The 25874-nt window shown below is 70.2% G+C and carries 25 protein-coding genes and 1 pseudogene; 16 read left to right on the forward strand and 10 right to left on the reverse strand.

Annotated elements, in window-relative coordinates; genetic code table 11:
- Positions 1-11: 11 nt before the first annotated feature.
- Positions 12-1067 carry an iron-siderophore ABC transporter substrate-binding protein gene (locus tag ABZ826_RS09320; RefSeq protein ID WP_361444641.1) on the reverse strand — a complete coding sequence of 352 codons (1056 nt, stop codon included), beginning with the start codon at positions 1065-1067 and terminating at the stop codon, positions 12-14.
- A gap of 259 nt (positions 1068-1326) precedes the next feature.
- Here ABZ826_RS09320 and ABZ826_RS09325 point away from each other — a divergent pair, with 259 nt between their 5' ends.
- Positions 1327-2376 (forward strand): chitinase, encoded by a 1050-nt coding sequence (locus ABZ826_RS09325; protein ID WP_361444950.1) that lies wholly within the window; start codon positions 1327-1329, stop codon positions 2374-2376.
- A gap of 95 nt (positions 2377-2471) precedes the next feature.
- Here the strand turns inward: ABZ826_RS09325 and ABZ826_RS09330 are convergent, their stop codons facing one another.
- A complete protein-coding gene (locus tag ABZ826_RS09330; protein WP_361444644.1) occupies positions 2472-3839 on the reverse strand; it encodes an FAD-dependent oxidoreductase in 1368 nt (455 codons plus the stop codon).
- A 261-nt stretch (positions 3840-4100) separates the two neighbouring features.
- Between ABZ826_RS09330 and ABZ826_RS09335 the strand changes: the two genes are divergently transcribed.
- The 10 genes from ABZ826_RS09335 to ABZ826_RS09380 all read left to right on the forward strand — a co-directional run bounded on the left by ABZ826_RS09335 (position 4101) and on the right by ABZ826_RS09380 (position 14860).
- Positions 4101-6167 carry a SpoIIE family protein phosphatase gene (locus ABZ826_RS09335; protein ID WP_361444647.1) on the forward strand — a complete coding sequence of 689 codons (2067 nt, stop codon included), beginning with the start codon at positions 4101-4103 and terminating at the stop codon, positions 6165-6167.
- 120 nt (positions 6168-6287) lie between these two features.
- Positions 6288-7664, forward strand: coding sequence for a wax ester/triacylglycerol synthase family O-acyltransferase (locus tag ABZ826_RS09340; protein ID WP_361444650.1), 1377 nt, complete (start codon positions 6288-6290; stop codon positions 7662-7664).
- A gap of 144 nt (positions 7665-7808) precedes the next feature.
- On the forward strand, positions 7809-8798 hold the full coding sequence (locus ABZ826_RS09345; RefSeq protein WP_361444653.1) for an aldo/keto reductase: 990 nt from the start codon (positions 7809-7811) through the stop codon (positions 8796-8798).
- Between the two features lies 1 nt (position 8799).
- A complete protein-coding gene (locus ABZ826_RS09350) occupies positions 8800-9111 on the forward strand; it encodes an L-rhamnose mutarotase (RefSeq protein WP_361444656.1) in 312 nt (103 codons plus the stop codon).
- Position 9112: 1 nt separating this feature from the next.
- A complete protein-coding gene (locus ABZ826_RS09355; protein ID WP_361444659.1) occupies positions 9113-9967 on the forward strand; it encodes an amidohydrolase family protein in 855 nt (284 codons plus the stop codon).
- Positions 9968-10003: 36 nt separating this feature from the next.
- Complete coding sequence (locus ABZ826_RS09360) at positions 10004-10864, forward strand: DNA-formamidopyrimidine glycosylase family protein (RefSeq protein WP_361444662.1); 861 nt, start codon at positions 10004-10006, stop codon at positions 10862-10864.
- Positions 10865-10984: 120 nt separating this feature from the next.
- Complete coding sequence (locus tag ABZ826_RS09365; protein WP_361444665.1) at positions 10985-11737, forward strand: LytTR family DNA-binding domain-containing protein; 753 nt, start codon at positions 10985-10987, stop codon at positions 11735-11737.
- 65 nt (positions 11738-11802) lie between these two features.
- On the forward strand, positions 11803-12165 hold the full coding sequence (locus ABZ826_RS09370; protein ID WP_361444668.1) for a hypothetical protein: 363 nt from the start codon (positions 11803-11805) through the stop codon (positions 12163-12165).
- On the forward strand, positions 12162-13643 hold the full coding sequence (locus ABZ826_RS09375; protein WP_361444671.1) for a cation acetate symporter: 1482 nt from the start codon (positions 12162-12164) through the stop codon (positions 13641-13643). Before ABZ826_RS09370 ends, ABZ826_RS09375 begins: the two co-directional genes overlap by 4 nt.
- The gene (locus ABZ826_RS09380; RefSeq protein WP_361444674.1) at positions 13640-14860 is read left to right on the forward strand and encodes a histidine kinase; all 1221 of its coding nucleotides are present in this window, start codon (positions 13640-13642) and stop codon (positions 14858-14860) included. The genes ABZ826_RS09375 and ABZ826_RS09380 overlap by 4 nt, the downstream gene beginning before the upstream one ends.
- A 19-nt stretch (positions 14861-14879) precedes the next feature.
- Here the strand turns inward: ABZ826_RS09380 and ABZ826_RS09385 are convergent, their stop codons facing one another.
- Positions 14880-15398, reverse strand: coding sequence for a hypothetical protein (locus tag ABZ826_RS09385; protein WP_361444677.1), 519 nt, complete (start codon positions 15396-15398; stop codon positions 14880-14882).
- A 125-nt stretch (positions 15399-15523) separates the two neighbouring features.
- Between ABZ826_RS09385 and ABZ826_RS09390 the strand changes: the two genes are divergently transcribed.
- Positions 15524-15721, forward strand: a complete 198-nt coding sequence (locus ABZ826_RS09390; protein ID WP_361444680.1) for a zf-HC2 domain-containing protein — start codon at positions 15524-15526, stop codon at positions 15719-15721.
- On the opposite strand, the gene ABZ826_RS09395 is transcribed toward ABZ826_RS09390, so the two are convergent.
- The 3 genes from ABZ826_RS09395 to ABZ826_RS09405 form a co-directional block, all read right to left on the reverse strand.
- Positions 15655-16224, reverse strand: a complete 570-nt coding sequence (locus ABZ826_RS09395) for a sigma-70 family RNA polymerase sigma factor (RefSeq protein WP_361444683.1) — start codon at positions 16222-16224, stop codon at positions 15655-15657. The genes ABZ826_RS09390 and ABZ826_RS09395 overlap by 67 nt on opposite strands.
- A gap of 290 nt (positions 16225-16514) precedes the next feature.
- Positions 16515-17963 carry an amino acid permease gene (locus tag ABZ826_RS09400; RefSeq protein ID WP_361444685.1) on the reverse strand — a complete coding sequence of 483 codons (1449 nt, stop codon included), beginning with the start codon at positions 17961-17963 and terminating at the stop codon, positions 16515-16517.
- A 109-nt stretch (positions 17964-18072) separates the two neighbouring features.
- A complete protein-coding gene (locus ABZ826_RS09405; protein WP_361444688.1) occupies positions 18073-18534 on the reverse strand; it encodes a universal stress protein in 462 nt (153 codons plus the stop codon).
- A 165-nt stretch (positions 18535-18699) separates the two neighbouring features.
- On the opposite strand from ABZ826_RS09405, the gene ABZ826_RS09410 reads away from it, so the two are divergent.
- Positions 18700-19542 (forward strand): polysaccharide deacetylase family protein, encoded by an 843-nt coding sequence (locus tag ABZ826_RS09410; protein WP_361444691.1) that lies wholly within the window; start codon positions 18700-18702, stop codon positions 19540-19542.
- Positions 19543-19627: 85 nt separating this feature from the next.
- On the opposite strand, the pseudogene ABZ826_RS09415 reads toward ABZ826_RS09410, so the two are convergent.
- From ABZ826_RS09415 to ABZ826_RS09430, 4 genes and pseudogenes are all read right to left on the reverse strand, one after another.
- Positions 19628-19768: pseudogene (locus tag ABZ826_RS09415) on the reverse strand (class F sortase); the annotation flags it as partial.
- Between the two features lie 160 nt (positions 19769-19928).
- Positions 19929-20462 carry a hypothetical protein gene (locus ABZ826_RS09420; protein ID WP_361444694.1) on the reverse strand — a complete coding sequence of 178 codons (534 nt, stop codon included), beginning with the start codon at positions 20460-20462 and terminating at the stop codon, positions 19929-19931.
- Between the two features lie 181 nt (positions 20463-20643).
- Entirely contained in the window at positions 20644-21411 is a 768-nt protein-coding gene (locus ABZ826_RS09425; protein WP_361444697.1) for a hypothetical protein, read from the reverse strand.
- 15 nt (positions 21412-21426) lie between these two features.
- Positions 21427-21558 carry a hypothetical protein gene (locus tag ABZ826_RS09430; protein WP_351084420.1) on the reverse strand — a complete coding sequence of 44 codons (132 nt, stop codon included), beginning with the start codon at positions 21556-21558 and terminating at the stop codon, positions 21427-21429.
- Between the two features lie 600 nt (positions 21559-22158).
- Here ABZ826_RS09430 and ABZ826_RS09435 point away from each other — a divergent pair.
- The 3 genes from ABZ826_RS09435 (at position 22159) to ABZ826_RS09445 (ending at position 25854) form a co-directional block, all read left to right on the forward strand.
- Entirely contained in the window at positions 22159-22464 is a 306-nt protein-coding gene (locus ABZ826_RS09435) for a hypothetical protein (protein WP_361444701.1), read from the forward strand.
- Positions 22465-22864: 400 nt separating this feature from the next.
- Positions 22865-23683, forward strand: a complete 819-nt coding sequence (locus tag ABZ826_RS09440; RefSeq protein ID WP_361444704.1) for an SAM-dependent methyltransferase — start codon at positions 22865-22867, stop codon at positions 23681-23683.
- On the forward strand, positions 23680-25854 hold the full coding sequence (locus ABZ826_RS09445; protein ID WP_361444707.1) for an EAL domain-containing protein: 2175 nt from the start codon (positions 23680-23682) through the stop codon (positions 25852-25854). The genes ABZ826_RS09440 and ABZ826_RS09445 overlap by 4 nt, the downstream gene beginning before the upstream one ends.
- Positions 25855-25874 lie beyond the last annotated feature (20 nt).

Genomic DNA, 25874 nt, shown 5'->3' on the forward strand with positions numbered 1-25874 from the left:
GTGTGCGGCGGTCAGCCCCGGCTGCCGTCGGCGGCCTTGACCGCCTTGTCGATCAGCGGCAGGTAACGGTCGATCACCCACGGCACGGTGAGCGGGTTGATGATCGAGGAGGCGGTGACGAAGGAGTTGTCCTTGCTGGAGACGACGGCACCGCTCTTGACGGCGGGGATCGCCGCGTACAGCGGCTGTGCCTCGATCTCCTTGCGGGTCTTGTCATCGGTGTAGAACGTGAAGACCAGTTGGCTGTCCTTCAGCTTCTCGGCGTTCTCCAGACCGATGAGCGCCGAGTCGGTGCCCTTGGTCTCCTTGAAGGTGTTCACCACCGGGTCGACGGTGAGGCCGAGCGAGGAGACCATCTTGACGCGCTGCTCCCCGGGCTTGAACACGCCTAGGGTGCCGGGGCCGGAGGTGTAGATGTAGGAGAACTTGTACTTCTTGTAGTTTGGCCGGGTCGCCGCCGCGTCGGACAGCTGCTTCTCGATCTTCGAGATGAGGGTCTTCGCCTCGTCCGGCTGTCCCAGAGCCTTGGCGATGATCTCGATCTGCTGGTCCCAGTCCGTGCTCCACGCCAGATCGGGGTAGGCCACGGTAGGGGCTATGTCCTTGAGGATGTCGTACTGCTTCTGCGTGATCCCGGACCACGGCGCGAGGATGACGTCCGGCGCCAGCTCGGTGATGGCCTCGAAGTCGATGTCCTCGCCGCCCTTGAACTGGGTCGGCAGCTTCTCGCCCTTCTTCTCCACTGCCTCGTGGATCCAGGGCAGATAGCCCGTCTTGTCGCTTCCCCACTCGTAGCTCTCGATGCCCACCGGAGTGTGGCCCAGTGCGATGGCCGTCTCCGCCGAGCCCTGGCCGAGCGTGACGATCCGTTCGGGCTGTTTCTTGATATCCGCCGTGCCGAGCGCGCTCTTGATGGAGACGGGGAACGCTCCGCTGCTCTTCCCGGATGCGCCGGAGGTCTCCTTGCCGTCATCGCTCGACGAACAGCCACCGAGGACGAGAACGAAGGCTGCGGCGGTGGCAGTTGCGGCGAGCGTTCGGCGACGCACGCGGGTGAACCGGGACATGGGTGTTCCTCAGGGGTTGATGGACGGGGCGGTCGGATCCCGCACAGAGTGCGAAGGTTTAGGTAAGCCTAAGCTAAGTTAACTTCTGCCCACAACCGGCCTCCGATTCCCCGGTCCTCGCCATCGGTCCGGATCATTGACGAAAGGTCTGGACCAACCTACGTTGGGCGCATCTGCCGCACGAAGCCTCGCGGTGGACGGTTGTTGTCAGGATCATGACACTCATCGTTCGATTCGTCCGGGAAGGGAACGGAACATGATCGGTCGGACATCGCGCCTGCTGGGGCTGGGCCTCGCGGCGGCATGTGTCGTACAGACGCTGGTCGGCGCGACGCCGAGCGCCGCGCAGGAGGGCACCTGCGCGGTCAAGTCGAAGCCCGCGGACAAGGTGCTCCAAGGGTACTGGGAGAACTGGGACGGCGCTTCCAACGGCGTGCACCCGCCGCTCGGTTGGATCCCGGTCACCGACAGCCGCATCACGGCCCACGGCTACAACGTGATCAACGCGGCCTTCCCCGTCATCCTCTCGGACGGCACCGTGCTGTGGGAGGACGGGATGGACTCGACCGTGAGGGTCCCCACACCCGCCGAGATGTGCCGGGCGAAGTCCTCCGGACTCACCACGCTGATGTCCATCGGCGGTGCGACCGCCGGCATCGACCTCAGCTCCAGCGCGGTCGCCGACCGGTTCGTCGAGACGGTGGTGCCGATTCTGAAGAAGTACAACTTCGACGGGATCGACATCGACATCGAGACCGGTCTGACCGGCAGCGGTAACATCAACCAGCTGTCCACCTCACAGGCCAACCTCATCCGCATCATCGACGGTGTGCTCGCGCGGATGCCCTCGAACTTCGGTCTGACGATGGCCCCGGAGACGGCCTACGTCACCGGCGGGAGCATCACGTACGGCTCGATCTGGGGTGCCTACCTGCCGATCGTGAAGAAGTACGCGGACAACGGCCGCCTGTGGTGGCTGAACATGCAGTACTACAACGGCAGCATGTACGGATGTGCGGGGGACTCGTACTCGGCCGGCACGGTCGAAGGATTCACCGCGCAGACCGACTGTCTGAACAAGGGTCTCGTCATCCAGGGCACCACCATCAAGGTCCCCTACGACAAGCAGGTTCCGGGGCTGCCCGCCCAGCCCGGCGCCGGAGGCGGTCACATGACGACCGGTCAGGTGTCGCAGGCGTGGAACCATTACGGCAACAGCCTCAAGGGCCTGATGACCTGGTCGCTCAACTGGGACGGGTCGAAGGGGTGGACGTTCGGGGACAACGTCAAGGCACTGCAGAGCCGTTGAGCGATGCATCGGCCGGGCGGCTCCGTCGAGGTGGACGGAGCCGCCCGGCCGGACCGGCCGCGGTGGCCGGTCGGCCGGGGCGCCGGCCGGTGCTGTCAGGAGCGGGGCTCGGAGGCGTCCAGCATGGCCTCGCGCTCCACGACCTTGATCCTCTCGCGTCCCTGCTCCGCGCCCAGGGCCTGTTCGTGCGCGTCCAGACGGTGCCAGCCCTCGCGAGTGGTGTAGCGGACGCCGCGCTCCTCCAGGAAAGCGGTGACGGCTTCCGGCTCGGGGCGTTCGGGGGCGGGCAGCCGGCCCGAGACGTGGTCGTCCAGGAGGCAGGCGACCGTCTCGTTCGCATCACCCTTGGTGTGGCCGATCAGACCGACCGGGCCGCGCTTGATCCACCCCGTGACGTACACCGACGGCATGGGCCCCTCGCCGTCGACGACCCGGCCCGCGGCATGCGGGACGGTGCCGGAGGCCACGTCGAACGGGAGCTTCGGGAGCTCCTGCGAGTAGTAGCCGACCGCCCGGTAGACGCTCTGCACGTCCCAGTCGGTGAAGCGCCCGGTTCCCTTGACGTTCCCGGTGCCGTCCAGTTCGGTCCGTTCGGTGCGCAGGCCGACGACTTGGCCGTCCTCGCCGAGGATCTCGACCGGGGACTCGAAGAAGTGCAGGAACAGCTTGTGCGGCCGGTCGCCGACGTCGCGGATGGCCCAGTTCTCCAGCGTGGAGGCGACCATGTTGGCCTGCTTGTTGCCGCGCCGGGTCTCGATCGATCCCGCGTCGTACTCGATGTCCTCGGGGTTGACGATGACTTCGATGTTCGGTGAGTGGTCCAGCTCCCGCAGCTCCATCGGGCTGAACTTGGCCTGCGCGGGACCGCGACGCCCGAAGACGTGCACCTCCAGGGCCTTGTTGGCCTTGAGGCCCTCGTGGACGTTGGCGGGTATCTCGGTCGGCAGCAGTTCGTCCGCCGTCTTGGCGAGCATGCGCGCCACGTCCAGGGCCACATTGCCCACCCCGAGCACGGCGACCTTCTCCGCCTCCAGGGGCCAGGTGCGCGCCACGTCGGGGTGCCCGTCGTACCAGGAGACGAAGTCGGCCGCGCCGTGGGAGCCGGTCAGGGAGCTGCCGGGGATGTCGAGCGCGCGGTCCGCGTCGGCGCCGGTGGAGAAGATCACCGCGTCGTAGAAGGACCGCAGGTCGTCCAGGCCGATGTCGCAGGGGTAGTCGACGTTGCCGAACAGTCGCAGCTGCGGCTTGTCGAGCACCTGGTGGAGCGCCTGGACGATGCCCTTGATCCGAGGGTGGTCCGGGGCCACTCCGTAACGGATCAGGCCGAAGGGGGCGGGCATCCGCTCGAACAGGTCGATCGAAACACCCGGGTCCTGTGCGGCCTCGGATTTCAGCAGCGCGTCCGCTGCGTAGATACCGGCGGGGCCGGCTCCGACTATGGCGACGCGGACGGGGCGGGTCATGTGGTGCAGGTCCTTAGAACGGGCTGACGCGGGCAGTGCGGCGCAGGGTAGAAGTAAGGATGGGCTTACCGTGCTCCACGGGACACGGTAGCCGCTTGTGGCCTGCGGCCTTTGGGCGGGCGGCTGTTCCCGGCGCTCCGGTGGGCTGCCGCGCGGTGCCCTCCGGGCGTCCGGCATCCGCCCGGACGAGCGGCACGGCATTCCCTCCGAGGGCGTCGGGTTCACTCGAAGATTCGGACAAATGATGGCAGAGTGACCCACATGGATGATCGGGTAGCGGGTGCCCTGTCACTCCCGGACGACTGGCCCGCCCACCCGGATCTCAGTCTCGCCCTGAACCGTATGGGCAGCTTCGACTGGGACCTCGACAGTGGCCTCATGCACATGGACCGGCCCGCACTCGACGTGTTCGATCTGCGGGCCGAGGAGTACGACGGACAGCCGGAGTCGCTCGGCCCGCGAGTGCCGCCGGACGAGGGTGTGCGACTCGACGCCATGGTCGCGCAGGCGCTCAAGAGCGGGCAGCGGAACTACGGCGCGTACTTCAGGATCCTGAGGCGCGACGGCACGCTGCGCTGGACGCACACCCAGGGTTTCATCCAGCGCGACGGGACCGGCCGGCCCCTTCGTATCATCGGCATCGTCCGCGACGCCACCCAGGAGCTCGCCGACTCGACCGCCCGTCGCGAACTGGACGCGGAGCGGCGGCGCCGCACCAGCCTGGTGGAGGGCACCACGGCCGCGCTGGCCCACGCCCGGACGGTCCGGGACGTCATCGAGGTGCTGAAGAACTCCCAGGGCCTGGCGCATCTCGGCGCGACCAGCCTGGTCGTGGGGCTGATCGAGTCCGGGCGCATCCGTCTCGTGGCGGACGGGCCGGAGGGCTCGTTCGTCCCCGGTACCCGCTACACCCGGACGGACGAGCCGTACCCGATGAGCGAAGTGGTGCGAACGCTCATGCCCCGCTTCATCGAGTCCGCCATGGATTTCGCCACCTCGTACCCCATTCTCTGGCCCCACATCAGCCACCTCGGGATCACGTCCGCCGCCTATCTGCCGCTGATCGCCCAGGCCAGGCCCATCGGTGCGATCGGCCTGCTCTACGGCGACAAGGACGGCTTCACCGGTGACGAACGCAATCTCCTGGTCGCGCTCGGCAGTTCCATCGCCCAGAGCCTTCAGCGGGCCATGCTGTACGAGCAGGAGCACGATCTCGCCGAGGGCCTCCAGCAGGCCATGCTGCCGCGTCGGATCCCCGAGGTGCCCGGTGCACAGGTCGCCGTGCGGTACCGATCGGCCCGGCTGGGCCGGGACATCGGAGGCGACTGGTACGACGTCATCCCGCTGCCCGGCGGCCGGGTCGGGGCCGTCATCGGGGACGTCCAGGGGCATGACACGCATGCCGCGGCGGTCATGGGGCAGCTCCGCATCGTGCTGCGCGCGTACGCCGCCGAGGGGCACAGCCCCGCCACGGTGATGGCCAGGGCCTCCATCTTCCTCCATGAGCTGGACACCGACCGCTTCGCGACCTGCACCTACGCCGAGGTCGACCTGACGACCGGAGTGGTGCAACTGGTCCGGGCCGGCCATGTCGATCCGCTGATGCGCGACACCGACCGCAGCTGCCGCAGGCTGCCCGCGGAGGGCGGGCTGCCGCTGGGCCTCTCGGCCGAGTTCGGGCGGCTCGAATACCCCGTCAGCACGGTCGAGCTGGACCCCGGTCAGGCGTTGGTGCTGTTCACCGACGGCCTGGTGGAGCTGCCCGGCGCCGATCTCGACGAGGGCATGCAGCTGCTCACGTCCCTCGTGCGCGACGGTCCGCACGATCTGCAGAAGCTGGCCGACAAGCTCTGCGAAGAGGTCGACGACCGCGGCGGCGATGACGATGTGGCGGTCCTGCTGCTGGGCCGCAAGATTGCTCACGCGCCCCAGCCGGGCGGCCGTCTCCAGCAGCATGTCGCCCAGAGCGACCCGGAGGCGCTGAGCTCCGCGCGGCACATGATCAGGGCGGCCGTACGCGCCTGGGGCGCCAAGGCGCGGGCCGACGAGGTCGAGCTGGCCGCCGACGAGCTGATCACCAACGCGCTGATGCACACCGACGGCGGGGCGATCGTCACGATCCGGGTGCTCACCGGGCCCGAGCGCCGCCTGCGCATCGATGTCGAGGACCGGTCCAGCGCGCTGCCCCGGCGCCGGGACGCGGGGGAGGCCGGGGTGTCCGGGCGGGGGCTGATGCTGGTGGACCGGCTGGCGGACCTCTGGGGTGTGGAATCGCGCGGCAGCGGCAAGTGCGTCTGGTGTGAGTTCGTCATTCCGGAACGTGAATGACGGCAACGCCGAGCACTACCCGACAGTAACAGAACGTAACATGTCAGTGCTTGACCGTAACCGACCGCAAGCGATTGACTGCGACTCCGGCAGTTTGTCTTTCGATGACATGAGGATCCGTTGGGCACTGAACTTCTGGCACCCCTCGATCTGGCCTTCTGGCACCTCGAATCCGATGCCCACCCGATGCACCTCGGCGCGCTCGCCGTGTTCGCCCCGGCTCCCGGCGTCGGCGCCGGGAACGTGTCGGAACTGCTGGGTGCCCGCGCCGCCGCGATTCCCCGGCTGCGGATGCGCGTCAAGGACGTGCTGCTGCCGGTCGGTGGCGCGGCCTGGTTCGTGGACAAGGACTTCGACGTGCGCCGGCACATCGAGCGGGTGCGGGTGACCGGCGTGGAGTCGCGGGACGAGGAGGGATTCATGGCGGGCGCCACCCGGCTCGCCGGCGAGCTGATGGAGCGGCCGCTCGAACGGGGCCTGCCTCCCTGGCAGATGTATCTGGTCGAGGGCGCGGACGGCGGCCCCTTCGCCGTACTCGTCAAGCTCCACCACGCGCTCGCCGACGGGATGCGCGCCGTCGCCATCGGTGCCGGGATCTTCGACGAGATCGCCCCGCTGGCGGGCCGCGCCCGCAGCGCCGCCTCCCCCCGCCGGCCGCGCGCGGTCCCGCCCCGCTCCTGGATGCCCGGACCCCGCCAGGTGGCCGGTCTCGCGCTGGGCCGGATCGAGGATCTCGGGCGGGCGTTCGGGGTCGGTGCCTCCATGGTCCGGGCGAGCCGCCTGGATCCGCGCGGAGCGCCCGCACTCACCGCGAGTTCCAGTGGTACCCGGCGGCTGGTCACCGCGGACCTGGACCTCGCCGCCGTCCAGCGCATCCGCCGGGCCGCCGGGGGAACGACCAACGACGTCCTGCTCGCGGTCGTGGCCGGGGCGCTGCGCCGCTGGATGCTGGAGCGCGGCGAAGCGCTGCCTCCCGAGGACCCGCGCGCACTGGTGCCGGTCTCCCGTCGACGGCCGGGCCAGCCCGCCGCGACCGGGAACAAGCTCTCCGCCTATCTGCTCGGGCTCCCCGTCTCCGAGCCCGATCCCTGGCGACGGCTCCGCACCGTCCGCACCGCCATGGACCGGAACAAGGCCGCAGGCCCCTTCCGAGGTGCCGGCGCGGTCGCCGTGCTCGCCGATCAGCTGCCCTCGCTGGCCCACCGCTTCGGCGCGCCGATCGCCGGGAACGCGGCCAGGATGCTCTTCGACGTCCTGGTCACCAGCGTGCCCCTGCCGCGCTCGGCCCTCTCGCTCGGCGGCTGTCCGCTGCGCGCCGTCTACCCGATGGCGCCGCTGGCGCGCGGTCAGTCGCTGGCTGTCGCCCTGTCCACCTACGGCGGCCGGGTGCGGGTCGGGCTGGTGGCCGACGGCAAGGCGCTGCCCGATCTGGACCGGCTGGCGGGCTGTGCCGACGACGAGGTGGCGCACCTGCTCACGCTGCTGCCGCCTCCCTGAAAGACTGTCCTCGATAGGTCATAGGTCGGACAGATTTCTGAAAAGGCGCCACAGTTCATGGTGTCCGGGGTGTTGACGTGCCCAAGTGATCCGATGAATATTCGCTCTGTGCAGGAAGCGATCATCGGGGAGGGCGGCGGAAGCATGCGGCGCAACAGGCTGGGAAGCAGCGCGGTCGACGTCACCGAACTGTCCTTCGGAGCGGCCGCCATCGGCAATCTCTTCAGCGCCGTCGACCCCGCGCGGGCCGCGGCCGCCGTCGACGCCGCGTGGGACGAGGGCATCCGCTACTTCGACACCGCGCCGCACTACGGGCTCGGACTCTCCGAACGACGGCTCGGCGAGGCCCTGCGCGGCAGACCCCGCGACTCCTACGTGCTGTCCACCAAGGTCGGACGGGTGCTCGACCCGCTGCCCGACGGCGGCGCCCCGGAGAGCATGTCCGACGGGCTCTCCGAGGGCTTCGCCGTCCGGGCCACCCACCGCCGCCGCTGGGACTTCAGCGCCGAAGGCGTACGCCGCAGCATCGAGGACAGCCTGGAGCGGCTGGGTCTCGACCGGATCGACATCGCGTATCTGCACGACCCGGACGACCACGCGGAGACCGCGTTCCGCGAGGCCTATCCGCAACTGGAGGAATTGCGCGCACAAGGTGTCGTCGGCGCCATCGGCGCCGGAATGAACCAGACCGCGATGCTCACCCGCTTCCTGCGCGACACCGACGTCGACGTCGTGCTCTGTGCGGGCCGCTACACGCTCCTCGACCAGTCCGCCCTGTCCGAACTGCTGCCCGAAGCGGCCGCCCGCGGCCGCAGTGTCGTCGTCGGCGGCGTCTTCAACTCCGGGCTGCTCGCCGACCCGCGCCCCGGTGCCACGTACGACTACACGGCCGCGCCCCTCACCCTGCTCGACCGGGCGCTGCGCATGAAGGCCGTCACCGAGGGCCACGGCGTCCCGCTGCGGGCCGCCGCGCTCCACTACCCGCTGGCACACCCGGCCGTCGCCGGAGTGCTCGTCGGCACCCGTTCCCCGGACGAGGTGCGCGACGCCGCCGCCCTGCTCCGCCGGGAGATCCCGGACGAACTCTGGGACGACCTGCGCGCCGAGGGCCTGCTGACCGAGGACGGACAGTGACATGAGGATCGCCCTGCACACCAAGGTCCGTGCCGACCGCGTCGAGGAGTACGAGGCCGCCCACCGCGAGGTCCCCGCCGAGCTGACCACCGCGATCCGCGCGGCGGGCGCCACCTCCTGGACGATCTGGCGCAGCGGCGCCGACCTCTTCCACGTCATCGACTGCGAGGACTACGCCGCCCTCCTCGCCGAGCTGGAGAAACTCCCCGTCAACGTCGCCTGGCAGGCCAGGATGGCGGAACTCCTCGACGTGGCGCACGACTACTCGTCGGACGGTGCCGAAGCCGGTCTGCCGGCCGTATGGGAGCTGTGACATGACCGGTCAGGAACGGATCGTCGACGCCCATCACCATGTCTGGGACCTGTCGGTGCGCGACCAGGAATGGATCAACGGCGACGAACTCGCCCCGATCCGGCGCACCTTCACGCTCGCCGAACTGGAGCCCGAGGCGCGCGCCGCGGGAGTGTACGCCACCGTCCTCGTCCAGACCGTCACCGTGCCCGCGGAGACCCCCGAATTCCTGGCCCTCGCCCATGACAGCGATCTCGTCGCGGGCGTCGTCGGCTGGTGCGACCTCACGGCACCGGACGTGGCGGACACCCTCGACGCCCTGCGTGAACTCCCCGGCGGCGACCGGCTCGTCGGCATCCGCCACCAGGTCCAGGGCGAACCCGACCCCGAGTGGCTGCTGCGCCCCGACGTCCGGCGCGGACTGCGCGCCGTCGCCGACGCGGGACTCGTCTACGACCTCGTCGTCCAGGCCCACCAGCTGCCCGCGACCGTCGAGGCCGCCGCCCTGCTGCCCGAGCTGACCTTCGTGCTCGACCACGCAGGCAAGCCGCCCGTCGCGGCCGGTGAACTGCGTCCCTGGGCCGACGACCTCCGAGCGCTCGCCGCCCGCCCCAACACCGTGTGCAAGCTCTCCGGCCTGGTCACCGAGGCCGATGTGCGCACCTGGACCGTGAACGACCTGCGCCCGTACGCCGACACCGTCCTGGACGCCTTCGGACCGAGCCGGACGATGTTCGGCTCGGACTGGCCGGTGTGCCGGCTCGCCGCGACGTACGAGGAGGTCGTCGACACGGCACGCACCCTGATCGGCGCCCTCACCGAGGACGAGCGGCGCCGTGTCCTCGCCACCACGGCGGAGCGTGTGTACGGCATCTGACAGGCACCCGGCCCATGCTTCCGGCAGTCTGGAACCATGCCCGAACTGCCGGAAGTCGAAGCCCTGCGGCTCTTCCTCGACGACCACCTGGTCGGCAGGGAGATCGACCGGGTCCTGCCGCTCAACGTGAGCGTCCTCAAGACGTACGACCCACCGCTCACCGCACTGCACGGCGGCACGGTCACGGACATCGCCCGGCACGGGAAGTTCCTGGACATCGGCGTCGGCCCGCTGCACCTGATCACCCATCTCGCGCGGGCCGGACGGCTGCGGTGGAAGGACAGCTTCCCCACCACGCCGCCGCGCCCCGGCAAGGGCCCCCTGGCGCTGCGTACCGTACTCACCGGCGGCGACGGCTTCGATCTCACCGAGGCGGGCACCACCAAACGCCTCGCCGTCCACCTGGTGCACGACCCGGCCGAGGTCCCCGGCATCGCCCGCCTGGGCCCCGACCCCCTCGACGACTCCTTCGACCGTGACGCGTTCGCCGCGTTGCTCGCCGGGGAACGCCGACGGATCAAGGGGGCCCTGAGCGACCAGTCCCTCATCGCCGGCATCGGTAACGCCTACAGCGACGAGATCCTGCACGTCGCGAAGATGTCGCCGTACCTGCTCACCGCGAACCTCACCGACGACGAGATCACCCGGCTCCACACCGCGCTGCGCAGCACGCTCCGCGACGCGGTCGCCCGCTCCGGCGAACCGGCGGCCGGGAGGCCCAAGGCCGAGAAGAGGAGCGGGATGCGCGTCCACGGACGCACCGGCGAGCCGTGTCCCGTCTGCGGGGACACCGTCCGGGAGGTGTCGTTCAGCGACTCCTCGCTCCAGTACTGCCCGACCTGCCAGACCGGGGGCAGGCGACTGGCCGACCGCCGTCTGTCCAGACTGCTCAAGTAGCGCGGATCGGCGGGCGTCCGCCGCACCCGGCCCCGGCGCCGTCCGGCCCCGCCGTCCGGTACGGAAAGAAGCGGTGAACCACGAGGCCCCGTACCCCTGCCACGTCCTAAACTCCGCCCCATGCTGCGCGTACTCGCCGTCGACGACGAAGAACCCGCCTTGGAGGAACTCCTCTACCTCCTGCGCGCCGATCCCCGCATCCGCAGCGCCGAGGGCGCCACCGGGGCCACCGAGGCGCTGCGCCGCATCGGCAGCGCCGTCGAGGCGGGACCCGAGGACCCGTCCGCGATCGACGTCGTCTTCCTCGACATCCACATGGCCGGTCTCACCGGCCTCGACGTCGCCCAGCTGCTGGCCGGATTCGCCGCGCCCCCTCGCATCGTCTTCGTCACCGCGCACGAGGGCTTCGCCGTCCAGGCATTCGACCTCAAAGCCGTCGACTACGTCCTCAAGCCGGTACGCCGCGAACGCCTCGCCGAGGCGGTCCGCCGGGTGGCCGAACAGGTCGGCGACCGCTCCGCACCCGTGCTCGACACCGCCAACGACCAGATACCGGTGGAGCTCGGCGGCGTGATCCGGTTCATCCCGATCGACGACATCGCCTACGCCGAGGCCCAGGGCGACTACGCCCGGCTGCACACCGCCACCGGCAGCCACCTCGTCCGGGTGCCCCTCACCACCCTGGAGGAACGCTGGCGCTCGCGCGGATTCGTACGCATCCACCGCCGCCATCTCGTCGCGCTGGGCCGGATCGACGAACTCCGTCTCGACGCGGGCAGCATGAGCGTGCGCATCGGCACCGCGGAACTCGCCGTGAGCCGTCGCCACACCCGGGCGCTGCGCGATCTGCTGATGCGCCAGACCGGCCGCTGACCAGGGCCTACCCGGGTTCGCGGGCTCTTCCCACAGGGGTCCGGTGCTGCGTACACTCCGGGCCCATGTCCGCAGAGCCTGCGCCCCGGCGCGAAGTGGTGACGGGAGAGCCCCGGCGGGTCCGCCCGCTGCCCCGCTATCGCACCCAGTCGGAGATCGACGAGCAGACCGCACTCGGCGGCGCGTACGTCCGTTCGCTGATGCGCGGCCAGTTGCGCGCCGGACTCACCGCCTTCACCGTCCTCGCCGTGGTCGTCGGTACGCTGCCGCTGGTCTTCGAGGCCCTGCACAGCGCCGCGCTCGTCTGGGCGGTCCTCGGATTCGCCGCCTATCCGCCGCTGACCCTGACCGCCTGGTGGTACGTGCGGCGTGCCGAGCGCAACGAACGCGACTTCGCCAGGCTCGTGGAAGGCCGCTCCGCACAGTGAGCCGTACGTACGCGGTGGCGGCCGTCGCCGTGGTCGTGGCCGCGACCGTCCTCGTCGGTGGTTTCGGGCTGCGCATCTCCCGCACCACCTCCGACTTCTACGTCGCCTCGCGCACCGTACGGCCCCGGCTCAACGCCGCGGCGATCAGCGGCGAATACCTCTCCGCCGCCTCCTTCCTCGGCATCGCGGGCCTGGTGCTCGTGCACGGTCCGGACATGCTCTGGTACCCGGTCGGATACACCGCGGGCTATCTCGTGCTGCTGGTCTTCGTCGCCGCGCCGCTGCGCCGCTCGGGGGCGTACACCCTGCCCGACTTCGCCGAGGGACGGCTGGAGTCGCGGCAGGTGCGCCGGCTCGTGAGCGTCTTCGTCGTGGCGGCGGGCTGGCTGTACCTCGTGCCGCAGCTCCAGGGCGCGGGACTGACGCTCAAGATCCTGACCGGCGCGCCCGGCTGGCTCGGTGATGTGCTCGTGGCGTCCGTCGTCGTCCTCGCCGTCGCCGCAGGCGGCATGCGCTCCATCACCTTCGTGCAGGTCTTCCAGTACTGGCTGAAACTGACCGCACTCCTCGTCCCCGCGATCTTCCTCGTGCTCGCCTGGCAGGGCGACGGGCAGCCCCGGGTCACCTTCGACGAGCAGCTCTCCGTCTTCCGCGCCGACCACCCGCTGTACGCCACCTACGGGCTGATCGTCGCGACGTTCCTCGGCACCATGGGGCTGCCGCATGTCGTCGTCCGCTTCTACACCAGTCCCAACGGCCGGGACGCCCGTCGCACGACGGTCGCCGTCCTCGCCCTCGTCGGCGTGTTCTACCTGCTGCCACCGGTCTATGGGGCCCTGGGCAGGCTGTACGCCCCCGAACTGATCCACGGCGGGGACGCGGACGCCGCGGTGCTGCTGCTGCCCGAGCGGGTCATCGGCGGGCTCGGCGGCGATCTGCTCGGCGCGCTCATCGCCGGCGGCGCCTTCGCGGCGTTCCTGTCGACCGCCTCCGGTCTCACGATGGCCGTCGCCGGGGTCATCACCCAGGACGTGCTCCCCTCGCGCGGGGTACGGCACTTCCGGCTGGCCACCGTCCTCGCCGTGTGCGTACCGCTGGCCGGTTCGCTGATGGTCAGCAGGGTGCCGGTGGCCGACTCGGTGGGCATGGCGTTCGCCGTCTCCGCGTCCTCCTTCTGCCCGCTCCTGGTCCTCGGCATCTGGTGGCGGCGGCTCACCCCGCCCGGAGCGATCGCCGGACTGCTCCTCGGCGGCGGCTCCGCGTTCCTGTCCGTCGCCATCACCGTCAGCGGTGCGGTCCGCCCGCCGGGCTGGCCGCACGCCCTGCTCGCCTGGCCCGCGCTCTGGTCGGTGCCGGTCGGCTTCCTCGCCATGGTCCTGGTCTCGCTCGCCACACCCGGCCGCATACCTCCCGGCACCAACGCCGCCATGACCCGCTTCCACCTGCCGGAAGCGCTGACCGCCGGGAGACACCGATGACCGGGGCCGGATACGCCGTGCTCGTCCTTCTGGTGCTGGGCGTCGGCTTCCTGCTCGGCCGCCGCACCGCGCGCCCCGTCCGCACCAGCGACGTCGGAACCCCCGTCGAGCACGCCACCTTCGAGACCCTGCACACCGCCTCGCTCGCCGCGCCGGCCCTGCGCGCCGGACTCACCGAGGAGAGCGCACGCAAGTCCGCCCGCAGGCTCCGCTCGCTGCTCGGCACCGACGCCCTCTGCCTCACCGACCGCGACCGGGTGCTGGTCTGGGACGGCGAGGGCGAACACCACGGACGGCATGTCATGGACCAGGTGCGGGGCCTCCTCGCCAGCGGCCGTGACACCGCCTTCCACAGCGACTGCGACGACCTCGACTGCCCGCTGCGCTGGGCCGTCGCCGTGCCGCTCACGGTCGACCACCGAGTCCTCGGCACTCTCATCGCCTATGCCCCACGCGAATCCGCGGTGCTGGCGAGAGCGGCCGGAGAGGTGGCCCGCTGGGTCTGCGTACAGCTGGAACTGGCCGAGCTCGACCGCTCCCGCACCCAGCTCATCGAGGCCGAGATCAGGGCGCTGCGGGCCCAGATCTCCCCGCACTTCATCTTCAACTCGCTCGCCGCCATCGCCTCGTTCGTCCGCACCGACCCCGAGCGGGCTCGCGAACTCCTGCTGGAATTCGCCGACTTCACGCGCTACTCGTTCCGCAGGCACGGCGACTTCACCACCCTCGCCGACGAACTGCACTCCATCGACCAGTACTTGGCGCTGGTGAGGGCCCGCTTCGGTGAGCGGCTCGCGGTCACGCTCCAGGTCGCGCCCGAGGTGCTGCCCGTCGCGTTGCCCTTCCTCTGCCTCCAGCCCCTGGTCGAGAACGCGGTCAAACACGGCCTCGAAGGAGCGGTCGGCCCTCCCCGGCCCCTCGGCTCCGGCCGGGCGGGGGAGACCCCCATCCGGATCACCATCAGCGCACTCGACGCCGGCTCCGAGGCCGAAGTCGTCATCGAGGACGACGGCGCGGGAATGGACCCGGAACGCCTGCGCCACATCCTGCGCGGCGAGGGCGGCCACTCCACCGGGATCGGACTGCTGAACGTCGACGAAAGACTGCGCCAGGTGTACGGGGACGCCTACGGACTCGTCATCGAGACGGGCGTCGGCGCAGGGATGAGGATCACGGTGCGGCTGCCCAAGTATCGTGCGGGGGTGCACGGTTCCTGAGCACCGGGCGGGGAGGCGTTCAGTGCAGATGGATCGCCAGATGCCCCAGCGGCAGCCCCAGCTGCCAGGCGGGCGTCCACACCTGGGCCGTCTCGTCCGCGTCCGGCCCGTCGCCCACCGGTTCCCACGGCGGCGGACCGATCGCGTCGAGGTCGGCCGCGAGGAGCTCGGTCTCCTCCAGCCACCGCCAGGCCACGCGGGCCAGCGCCAGATCGGGGTCCGCGCCGCCGGACCCGGGCCCGCCGGACGCCTCCAGTGCGTCGAGCCGGTCACAGATCCAGCCGCGCCACGCCGCCCCGTACGCGGTCAGCAGCCGCAGCTCGTCCATCCGGGCCGCGGGCAGGGCAGCGGCCGCACCGTCGTCGGAGAGGAAGATGGTGAGCGCGAGCGCGTCGCGGCCCGCGCGGTACTCCAGCGTGGACGGCTCCATCAGATCGCCGGTCCGCAGCAGCTCATCGGCGATGTACTCGGCGTACATCCAGGCCATCGGGACCAGCAGCCCGCCCCCACTGGTTCCATCCTGACGTTCCGGGCACATCCCGTCTCGCCTCTTCCTCTTCTCGGCACCGGGCTTCACGGAGCATTGAACCGGGGGATCGCGCCCCACGTGGCCAGAAAGGCAGGATCCGTCACGACCGGACCCGTCCACGACACGAGGATGCGATGACCGCCGATCCCGGGGAGGGCCCGCACGTGCGGCAGTTGCTCGGCGCCTACGTTCTCGATGCGCTCGCGGCCGACGAGACCCGTATGGTCTCCCGCCATCTGCAGTCCTGCGACCGCTGCGCCGCCGACTACGTGGAGGTGGCGGAGGCAGCGTCGCTGCTTGCCCTGCTCAGCGTGGACGACCTGCTGGAGTAGCCCGGCAGGTTACGGGAGAGCTGCCGCAGCGCGTAGTAGGAACGGGACTTGACCGTGCCCGCCGGAACACCGAGGACCCGGGCCGTCTCGCCCACGCTGAGGCCGCGGAAATATATCTGGACGAGGACGGCGCGGTGCTCCGGGCTGAGGGTGCGTACCGCGTCGCGCACGTCGAGGGCCGAGACCGTGGACTCGGTGGTGTCCGCCTCGCCCGCGGCGGCCTCCAGCACGACGTCACCCACCTCGGCGGGCCTGGCCTGTCTCGACCGCCGCGCATCGATCGCCAGGCGCCGCGCGACGGTGAAGAGCCAGGGCCGCATCGAGTCGTACGGAGCGTCGAAGGCCTCCGGATGCTGCCAGGCCCGCACCAGCGTCTCCTGGAACAGATCCTCGGCCCGCTGCCGGTCGCCGAAGGTCAGCCCGAGCAGAAAGTGGAACAGGGCGGGGCCGTGTTCCCGCTGGACATCCGCGAGGGCCCGCTCATCGGTCGTCGTGGTGGTCATCGTGAACGCCCTTCCCCGCGGTGGTCCCTGCCGCTTCGCTGCCGACTGGCGTATACGAACGCATCGGGGCGCCGAGGAACAGTCGATGGGCGGCTCCGTGCGACGAGCGGTCGCACAGTGCGGCGAATGGTGCGGTGAACGGTCGGGCGGCGGGCGGCGGTGGTGCGCACGGCCACCGCGCGATGGCCGCCGCGGTGGCCGTACGGGCGTCGGGCGGCCGTCGCACCCGGCCCCGGCGGCCCTCGCCCCGACCTCTCGGCGGACGGGGCGAAGGAGCACGGGGCGACGGATCACCCCGTTCCCGCCCCTGTTCCCGCCTCCGGTGTCCTCGCCATCTCCGACTTCCGGTACGAGTATCCGAAATAGATCACCAGACCGATCAGGAACCACACCACGAAGCGCACCCACGTCTGCCACTGCAGGAAGGTGATCAGCCAGATCGAGAACACCACGCCCAGGGCCGGCACGAACGGCATGCCGGGAGTGCGGAACGTACGGGGCAGGTCGGGCCGCTTGTAACGCAGCACGATCACCGCGATGCACACCACCACGAACGCCAGCAGAATGCCGATGTTCGTCAGTTCGGCGGCCTCGCCGATCGGCAGGAACCCGGCGATCACGGCCGAAGCCGCGCCGACGATCCAGGTCACCCGGGTCGGTACGTGCCGGGTCGGATGGGTCTTGGCGAACCACTTGGGCAGCAGCCCGTCACGGCTCATCGAGAACCACACCCGGGTCACGCCGAGCATGAAGGTGAACATCACGGTGAGGATGCCGATGATGGCGCCCACCGCGATCACATTGGCGAGTCCGCTGAGCCCGACCGACTTGAAGGCCGTGGAGAACCCGGATTCCGGGTCGATGTCCTTGTAGCTCTGCATCCCCGTGAGCACCAGGCACGCCGCCACATAGAGCACCATCGAGATGGCGAGGGAGTAGAGGATCGCCTTCGGCATGTGGCGCTGGGCGTCCTTGGACTCCTCGGCGGCCGTCGACATGGCGTCGTACCCGAACACCGCGAAGAACACCGTGGCCGCGCCGGTGAAGGCGCCGCTCACGCCGAACGGGAAGAACGGGTGGTAGTTGGCGGTGTTGATGTGGAACACGCCGACGCCGATGACCAGCAGGACGACCAGAACCTTCAGAACGACGACGATCGTTTCGAAGCGGGCGGCGTTCTTGATGCCGAGGGTCAGGAGGTACGCCACGAGCAGGCAGAGCAGCGCGGCGAACAGGTCGACCCGATGGCCCGACCCGGTGCCGGGCGCGCCCAGCATCCACTTCGGCAGTTCGAGCCCCATCTCCCCGAGCAGAAAGCTGAAGTAGCCGGAGATGCCGATCGCGACCACGGCGACGATCGCCGTGTACTCCAGCAGCAGGTCCCAGCCGATGAACCAGCCCACCAGCTCGCCGAGCACCGCGTATCCATAGGTGTAGGCGGAACCGGCCTTGGGGATCAGGCCCGCGAACTCCGCGTAGCTGAACGCGGCCGCCGCGCTCGCCACACCCGCGATCAGGAAGGAGAGCAGGACCGCGGGCCCCGCGGTGCCGTTCGCCACCGTGCCGGCGAGGGTGAAGATGCCCGCGCCGATGATGCCGCCCACGCCGATCGCCGTGAGCTGCCACAGCCCGAGCGATCTGGTGAGCCGAGTGGTGACATCCCCCGCCGGCCTCGTCTCGTCGATCTGTTCGATCGGCTTGCGGCGCAGCACACCCTCGCCCACTCGGAGCCTGGCCATGAGTCACCTCTCCGCTGACGGCTGTCCCTGACGGGCGCTCATGATGGCCCAGGCGAGGCAGGGACGAAAGACGGCGTGCCGTCCGCCGGAGGCGTGGGTTCCGCCGCGGCTACGGGACTACCGTGACGGGCCAACGGCCCGCCTTCACCAGCCGGATGGCCACCGATCCGATGAACCGGTGCCCGGCCGATTCCGACGCTCCCACCACGACGGCATCGGCCTTGAGCTCGTCCGCCGCCGTCACGAGCCCGTTGTAGGGATCACCGCGGAAGGTGTGGAACTCCCAGCGCACATCCCATATGTCCTTCATCCGCGCCGTCGCTTCCCGGATCTCGTTCACCAGCCCCTCCGCGACCTCTCCGGTCGTGTCGGCGACCGGTGCGCCGAGCGCGGCCCCGGCGGGCAGCACGGGCTGGACATAGACGAGGGCGAGCATGGCTCCCTGCCGACGGGCGAGTCCTGCCGCGTACGCCGCGGCACGCATGGACGAATCGGACCCGTCGAGGCCGGAGACGATCACTTTCGGGCCGTCTGTGCCACGTTCGAACTGGTGGGGCTGCTGGTCAGTCACGGCAGTGAGGCTATCCGCTCGCGGAGCCGGTTCCGGCCCGGGATGCGGCGCGACCTGGGAAGGGGTTGCCGGTTGCTCCGGAGTCCATCCCTCCATTGGGTACAAAACCCCACACGGCCGGTGTCGTTGACCGGCGCCCGCTCACCGACGTGCGAGCAGTTGGTCATGAAAAATGATCAGAGGCTTCCGGGACGCAGAACGCTGCTGAGGCTGGCTGCCGGACTCGGCACGGCCGGTGCCGTGCGTGTGATCGCCGCAGACCCGGCCGGAACACCGTCCCGGACCTCCGCACCGCTCGCGGCGGGTGCCGCGGGACCCCCCTCCACCCCCCGTGCGCGGCCCTCCGCCTACCGGCTCCGGCCGATGACCGCAGGCGCCCCGCCCCGCTTCCGGCCGGCGGCGCCCCCCGTCCGCACCAGGCCCTTCGAGAAGTTGTCCGAGATCGGGCACGCCATGGTGCTCACCTTCGACGACGGCCCCGACCCGCTCTACACCCCGCACATCCTCGCCACCCTGCGCGAACACGATGTCCGAGCGATGTTCTTCCTCTGCGGGGAGACGGCCCACGACAACCAGGACCTGGTGCGGGCGATCGCCGCCGACGGTCACACCATCGGCAACCACACCTGGACGCATCCTCTGATCACCAAGCTCTCCCGGGCCGACACCCACGACGAGATGGGCCGCACCAGCGAGGTGATCGAGAAGATCACCGGTGCTGCGCCCCTCTGGTTCCGGGCGCCGTACGGAGCGTGGAACCGGAATTCCTTCGAGATCGGCGCCGAGATGGGGATGGAGCCGATGGCCTGGACCGTCGACACGCTGGACTGGACCGAACCGGGTGCCCGCACGATCGTCCGCAGGGTCCGGGAGGGGGCGGCACCTGGAGTCGTCGTGCTGTCGCACGACGCGGGAGGCAACCGTTCGCAGAGCGTGTCCGCGCTGCGGCGGTACCTCCCCGAACTGCTCGACGACGGCTACCGGATCACGGTGCCGCAGCGCCGGTGAGCGCGCGGCCGGCGGACTGAGTCGCCGGGCGCGGCGTCAGGGCGCGGTCCCCCACGGGCCGTTCCGGGGCCGACGGACGGGACTCGGCCGCGGCGGCCAGCCGGGGAGGGCCCAGCGAGAAGTCCGCGCCGTTCTGCGCCAGCGCCAGGCCGGTGAGCACCAGCAGGGCGACGGCACCCCACGGTGACGGTCTGGTCCGTACGTCTCGCCGGCTGTCCCGGTCCATGGTTCTCCCTTCGTCGCGACGCTTGGAACGCTAGGTGCGAGGAGGCCGGGCGGCGATCGGGGAAGGGCGAACGGGTGGCGCCGATCCGATACGCCCGTCGCCCCGGATCCTGTCGACAGGACCCGGGGCGACGGGCATATCGGGCCGCACTGCCCTGCTCTCAGTGCGGGCGGCTCCCCTTGCGCAGGCGCACCACGTGGATGGCAGCGGTGGCCGTGACCACCGCCAGCGCCGTTCCGGCGGCGACCTCCGCGGCTCTCGTCCTGTCGACGCCGTCACCGAGCGGGCCCTGCACACCGGCCGGAGCGACCGGAGCGCCGGGGGTGGGTGCGCCGGAGGCCTTGCCGACCGTGAGGCCGACCTTCGCCGTGGAGTCCGGTGACGTGTTGCAGATGAACGTCACTTCGTAGGCGGTGCCAGGTCGTGCGTCCCGGTCGACGGTGGCCGCGGCGGTTCCGCCTCTGGGGATGGTGACCGTGTCGAACACTCCGGAGCCGGCAGTGGCGGTTGTGGAGCACCCCCGGGCGGCCAGGACGACCTGGCTCCCCGGCGCGATCACCGACGGAGTGACGGTGTATCCGGTCGCGGAGGACGCGCCTGTCGACGTCGCGGCGTACGCGGACGCGGCCGCGACGGTCGGGACGAGTGCGGCGGCGCCGAGCAGGGCGACGGGTGCGACACCTATTACGCGCATGGGTGAACCCTCCGGTCCCCGAGGAGCAGTTGCGGAACGGATTTCCACAGAGCGTCAGAAATGCACCTCGACGGGCCAAACGCTAGAAGTCGCACTTTCCTCCGTCGATCCGAGTGCGCCGCTCGGGGCACCGGCTTCGCCCGAGCGGCGCATCGCCCGCACTTCGGCTTTCGGCGGACGGCTATCCGCCCGCCGCGCCGGGAAACAGATCGAGGAACGGTGCCGAGGTGGCCGAGATGCCCCGGCCGAAGGGGGAGTCGAAGTCCCAGATCAGGAAGAGCAGAAAGGCGATCAGGACGCTGAAGAGGCCGGCCAGCAGCAGTTCGCGGAAGGTTCTGCGGATCTGCAGTGTGAAGATCAGCCCGATGGTCACCAGCGCCCCGGTGATCAGTCCGAACCAGACCACGCCCGGCATGGTCGCACCGGCGCTCTGGCCACGTCCGCTGCGCGCGTCGTCGGCCGCGGCCACCTCATCGACCAGTGGCTGATATGCCTGCCCCTCGTGGTCGTTCCTCGGCCGGTAGTCGGTGACGTCGGCACGAACCCGGCCGAGGAGCCGGGCCCCCTCGTCGGTGAGGGTGCCGTGGTCCGACATGGACCGCCACTCGTCGTGGAGGACGTGACGGACGTAGGCGTCGACATCGGTGCGGATGCGCGTGCGCACCTCGGCCGGGTAGACGGCGGAGCGGGCCTTCACCTCGTGCAGGGCCTGGGCCTCCTGGCGTACGTACTCCTGGGCCGCGCTGCGGCCCTCCCAGACGCCCGCGATGGCGAGGCCCAGCACGATCGCGTAGACCACGCCGATCATCATCGTCATGTACTCGATGACGTCAGGTGTCTCGGACGGGTCGTCATCGTCCGCGATCCGGCGGTTGCTGAGTACGGCGGTGGTCAGGACGACGGCACTGGCCGCGATCATGGCGAGGGCGAGAACAAGCCATTCCGACATGGGTTTCTCCGAAGGTCATCGGGAGCGGGGACGCAGCACGGCGACGGCGAAGACCGCGGGGGCCGTGATCATGAGGGTGAGGGTGACCAGGGAGGTGCCGCGGCGCGGGACCTTGCGTGGCGGCTTGCGGTAGGTGGGGAGCGCCACGGGCCGGGGCGCGGGGGGTGTGGAGCGTGCGGAGGGGGAGGGCGAGGGTGAGGGTGAGGGCGGAGGGGGCGGTGGCACAGGCTCCGGTTCCGGTGGCGGCGGCGCGTGGGTCGGCGGCGGCGGTGGCGGTGGCGGAGGAGGTGGGGGCGGCGGCGGTGGCGGGGGTGGCGGCGCCGGTTTCGGCGGTGGGGTCGGCTTGGGCGCCGGGCCCGCGTGACAGTGACCGTAGCCCGACACGGCGACCGCCGAACTCCCGCCGTCCTGCCCGATGGAGGCGTACGCGCAGTTGTCCGCCACCGCGGGCGCCGGGGCGCTCAGCAGCCAGAGGAGTACGACGGCCGCCGCGAGCCGTCCTATGAGTGATCCGTACACGACGGGGAGCATGTTCCGGCCCGTAGCGGCACACGCCGGGGGCGGACCGGATTCCCCTGATGGTGGGGACATGGAGCGCCGGATGTTTGCGGCTCAAGGAAACTCTGGGAACGTGTTGAACAAAGCGGGGCACCAGCCGTGCCCGGGGCTGTTGATGAGCGACTGCACGTCGTAATCGGGCCGGGGCGAAGGGGAGTTGTCGCGTACCGCTGGCGGAATGTCTCGCGCATGAGGGCGCCGGAGGCCCTCCTCGCGCTCACGGTGGCGGTGCGGTCGGGGCGAGGGGAGGCGCGGCGCCGGGCCGGCGATGTCCAGGGGCAGCAGGTGGGCGACCGCCGGTTCATGTCCGCGTCGGACGACGGGAAGGCCGCGGTGAACGTCGAGGGCCGGCCGGCGCCGAACCCGGTGAACTCGCGGGGCCCCGAGCGCGGCAGGACGGCCTATCGCTTCAAGAAGGATGTGGCGCAGTCGATGAACTCGGTCCGCACGGGTTCCCGCCGACGGAAGTGCCCTGTCGTCGCCCATGGGCGATGAATGATGTCAAAGGCGTCATCACCAAGGGTTTTGCCGCTTTCAATCGGCCCGGCGGAGGTGAACGGCAAGCCATCCACTGCTGTCAGGTCCGTACCTTCACCGCCGAGGTGAAGTCGGGGAGGACACCAACGGCCAAGGCGTCGGCAGCACATGGTACGTGGTGCCCCCCGGCGCGGAACTGCGAGTGCCCCCCGAGTATCCCGAAGTACCTCTGTGCGGCCGGTTCGTCGCCGAATGTCACACGTAGCGACAGGTCGATCGCACATGCCACTGGTGTGTGACCAATAACGGACGGCTAATTTCCGTTTCCGCTCGCTCTCTTGGCGGTCGATCAGTAGCCTCTGGACAACACTGACCATGAACATGGCCGGATCGCCGTGGCGACTTGTTGGAGACATCGATGGAGCGTCCCGCCTGGGCACCGCAAGGCATTGACATCACAGTGCCGAGCGTGTCTCGCATGTACGACTTCTATCTGGGCGGATCGCACAATTTCGAGGTGGACCGGGAAGCGGCTCGCAAGGCGATGGAGTTCATGCCGGGACTCCCCAAGATCATGCAGGCGAATCGCGCCTTTATGCGCAGGGCCGTGCGTTATGCGGTGAGCGAGGGCGTCACCCAGTTTCTGGACATCGGCTCCGGAATACCGACTTTCGGCAATGTGCACGAAGTCGCGCAGGCGGCCGACCCTGAGGCCCGGGTGGCATATGTCGATCACGACCCCGTCGCGGTCGCGCACAGCCAGGCCGTACTCGAAGGAAACGACCGGGCGGTGATCGCCGCCGCGGATCTGCGCCGCCCGCAGGAGATCGTGAAGAACCCGGAGATCTCCGAACTGCTGGACCTGAAGCGTCCGGTGGCTCTGCTCCTCGTCGCCGTACTGCACTTCATCGAGGACTCCGACGACCCGCGGAGCGCGCTCACCGAACTGCGCGAGGCACTCGCCCCCGGCAGCCTCATCGTCATCACCCACGCATCGTACGAGGGGATTCCGCTCCCCCAGGAGGAGGCGGGCGGCACGGTCGGCGTCTACAAGGACATCCGCAACCCCCTGATCATGCGTTCGCGCGACGAGATCAGCCGATTCTTCGAGGGGCACGAGATGGTCGAGCCCGGACTCGTGTCGATGCCGAACTGGCGCCCCGACACCCCTATGGCGCCGGAGCAAGAGGACCCATTCGCCTTCTCGGGCTTCGCAGGAGTGGGACGCAAGGCGTGAGCATTCCCGCCCAAGCGTCCGGAGCGCCCGACACGGAGCCCGACGGCCCCGAGGACCGGCTCCGGAGATTCGCCACGATCTGGAGCCGGGCCATCTTCCCGTCGACGGCGACCTCCATGACGCGCCCGGAGTTCGAACAGCATCTGCTGCCGCTGGCCCGTGCGCTCAGCGACATCCTGCACGCGCGGCCCTTCGACGCGGCTCCCGCGAGCGAGGTGGGCGCCGCCCTCGTCGCCGCGCACTGCACGGATCCGGACGCGCTCAGCAGCACGCTCGGCGTGGTCGACTCGTACCTCGTGCTCTACTGCGGCGGCAACGGCGAGACGCTGCTGTCGACCGAGGACGGCAGAGCCCGCTGTGCCCGGATGCAGCACGCCCTCGCGGGCGGCTTCACCCAGGCACTGCGCGAGCGGACACTCGCCGAACAGGAGGCCATCGCCCGCTCGGCACTCACCGCCCGCTCGAATGCCGAGCAGGCCCTGCACGCCACGGAGGCACGCTTCCGCGCCGTCTTCAAGGACGCGGCCGTCGGCATCGGGATAGCCGACCTGGACGGCAATGTCCTGGAGGTCAACGACACCCTGACCCGGATGTTCGGCGGGCTGGAGCACCATGTGCGCAGCCACAAGGTCAACGAGTGGGTCCACCCGGAGGACTCGCCGCAGGTCTGGAAGTACTACAACGAGCTGGTCCGCGGCGAGCGCGAGCACTACCGGGTCGAGAAGCCGTACTACCGCAACGACGGCACGGTCCTGTGGACCAATCTGACGGTGTCTCTGCTGCGCGACGCCGAGGGCAGACCGGAGTACCAACTGGCGCTGTTGGAGGACACCACGGAGCGTCGGCTGCTCAACCTGCGGCTTCGGTACGAGGCCACCCACGACGCTCTCACCGGCCTGCCCAACAGGACGCTGTTCTTCGAGCGGCTGGAGAAAGCGCTCTCAGCCGACGACGGCAGCCGCTTCGGCCTGTGTTACCTCGACCTCGACGGCTTCAAGGCCATCAACGACAGCCTCGGTCACGCGTCGGGCGACCGGCTGCTGGTCGAGGTCGCCGACCGGCTGCAGAGCTGTGCGACCGCGCCCGGCGAGATGGTGGCGCGGCTCGGCGGCGACGAGTTCGTGGCCCTGACCACGGGCCCCGACACCCGGACGGAGGTCGACGAGCTGGCCTGCCGGATCCTCGGCGTGCTCAGCACCCCGATCCGCCTGGAAGGCCGTGAGCTGACCGTACGCGGCTCCATCGGGGTCGTCGAAGGGCCCGCCGGTGAACGCAGCGCCGCCGAGGTGCTGCGCAGCGCCGACATCACGATGTACCGGGCCAAGTCGGCGGGCGGCAACCGCTTCGAGCTCGCCGACGCCGAGGCGGACGCCCGCGCCATCACCCGGCACGGGCTGACCACCGCACTGCCGGCGGCTCTGGAGCGCGGTGAGTTCTTCATCGAGTACCAGCCCCTGGTGCATCTGGGCGACGGTTCGGTGCACGGCGCGGAGGCGCTGGTGCGCTGGTGCCACCCGCAGCACGGAGTGCTCGGTCCCGACCGGTTCATCCCGCTCGCCGAGCACACCGGGCTGATCGTGCCGCTCGGCCGCTGGGTACTGGAGGAATCCGTGCGTCAGGCCAATTTCTGGCAGGAGCGGCACAGCGACGGCGGTCCGCTGCGGATCAACGTCAACCTCTCGCCGACCCAGCTGCACCACCCGGGGCTGGTCGCCGAGACCGTCGACGTCCTGGAGCGGTCGGGGCTCGACCCCGGGGCGCTGTGCCTGGAGGTCACCGAGTCCGCGCTCATCGGTGCGGACGACGATCTGCTCAAGCCGCTGCGGCAACTGTCCGAGATGGGCGTCGACATAGCGCTCGACGACTTCGGCACCGGGTACTCGAACCTGGCCAACCTGCGCCGGCTCCCGGTGAGCGTGCTCAAGCTGGACCGTTCCTTCACCCAGGGCATGCAGCAGCATCCGGTGGACCCGGTCGACATGAAGATCGTCGAGGGAATCGTCTCGCTGGCGCACAGCCTGGACCTCGCGGTCACGGTCGAGGGCGTGGAGACCAGGGCCCAGGCGGAGCAGCTGCGGGATCTGGGATGCGACACGGCGCAGGGGTGGTACTACGCCCGTCCCGGAGCGCCCGACCGGATCCACTCGCTGCTGCTGGCCGACGCGGCGTGAGGGACGCCGGAGGGCGTCGG

Origin of the sequence: Streptomyces sp. NPDC047515, from assembly GCF_040643055.1 — a bacterium.
GTDB lineage: Bacteria > Actinomycetota > Actinomycetes > Streptomycetales > Streptomycetaceae > Streptomyces.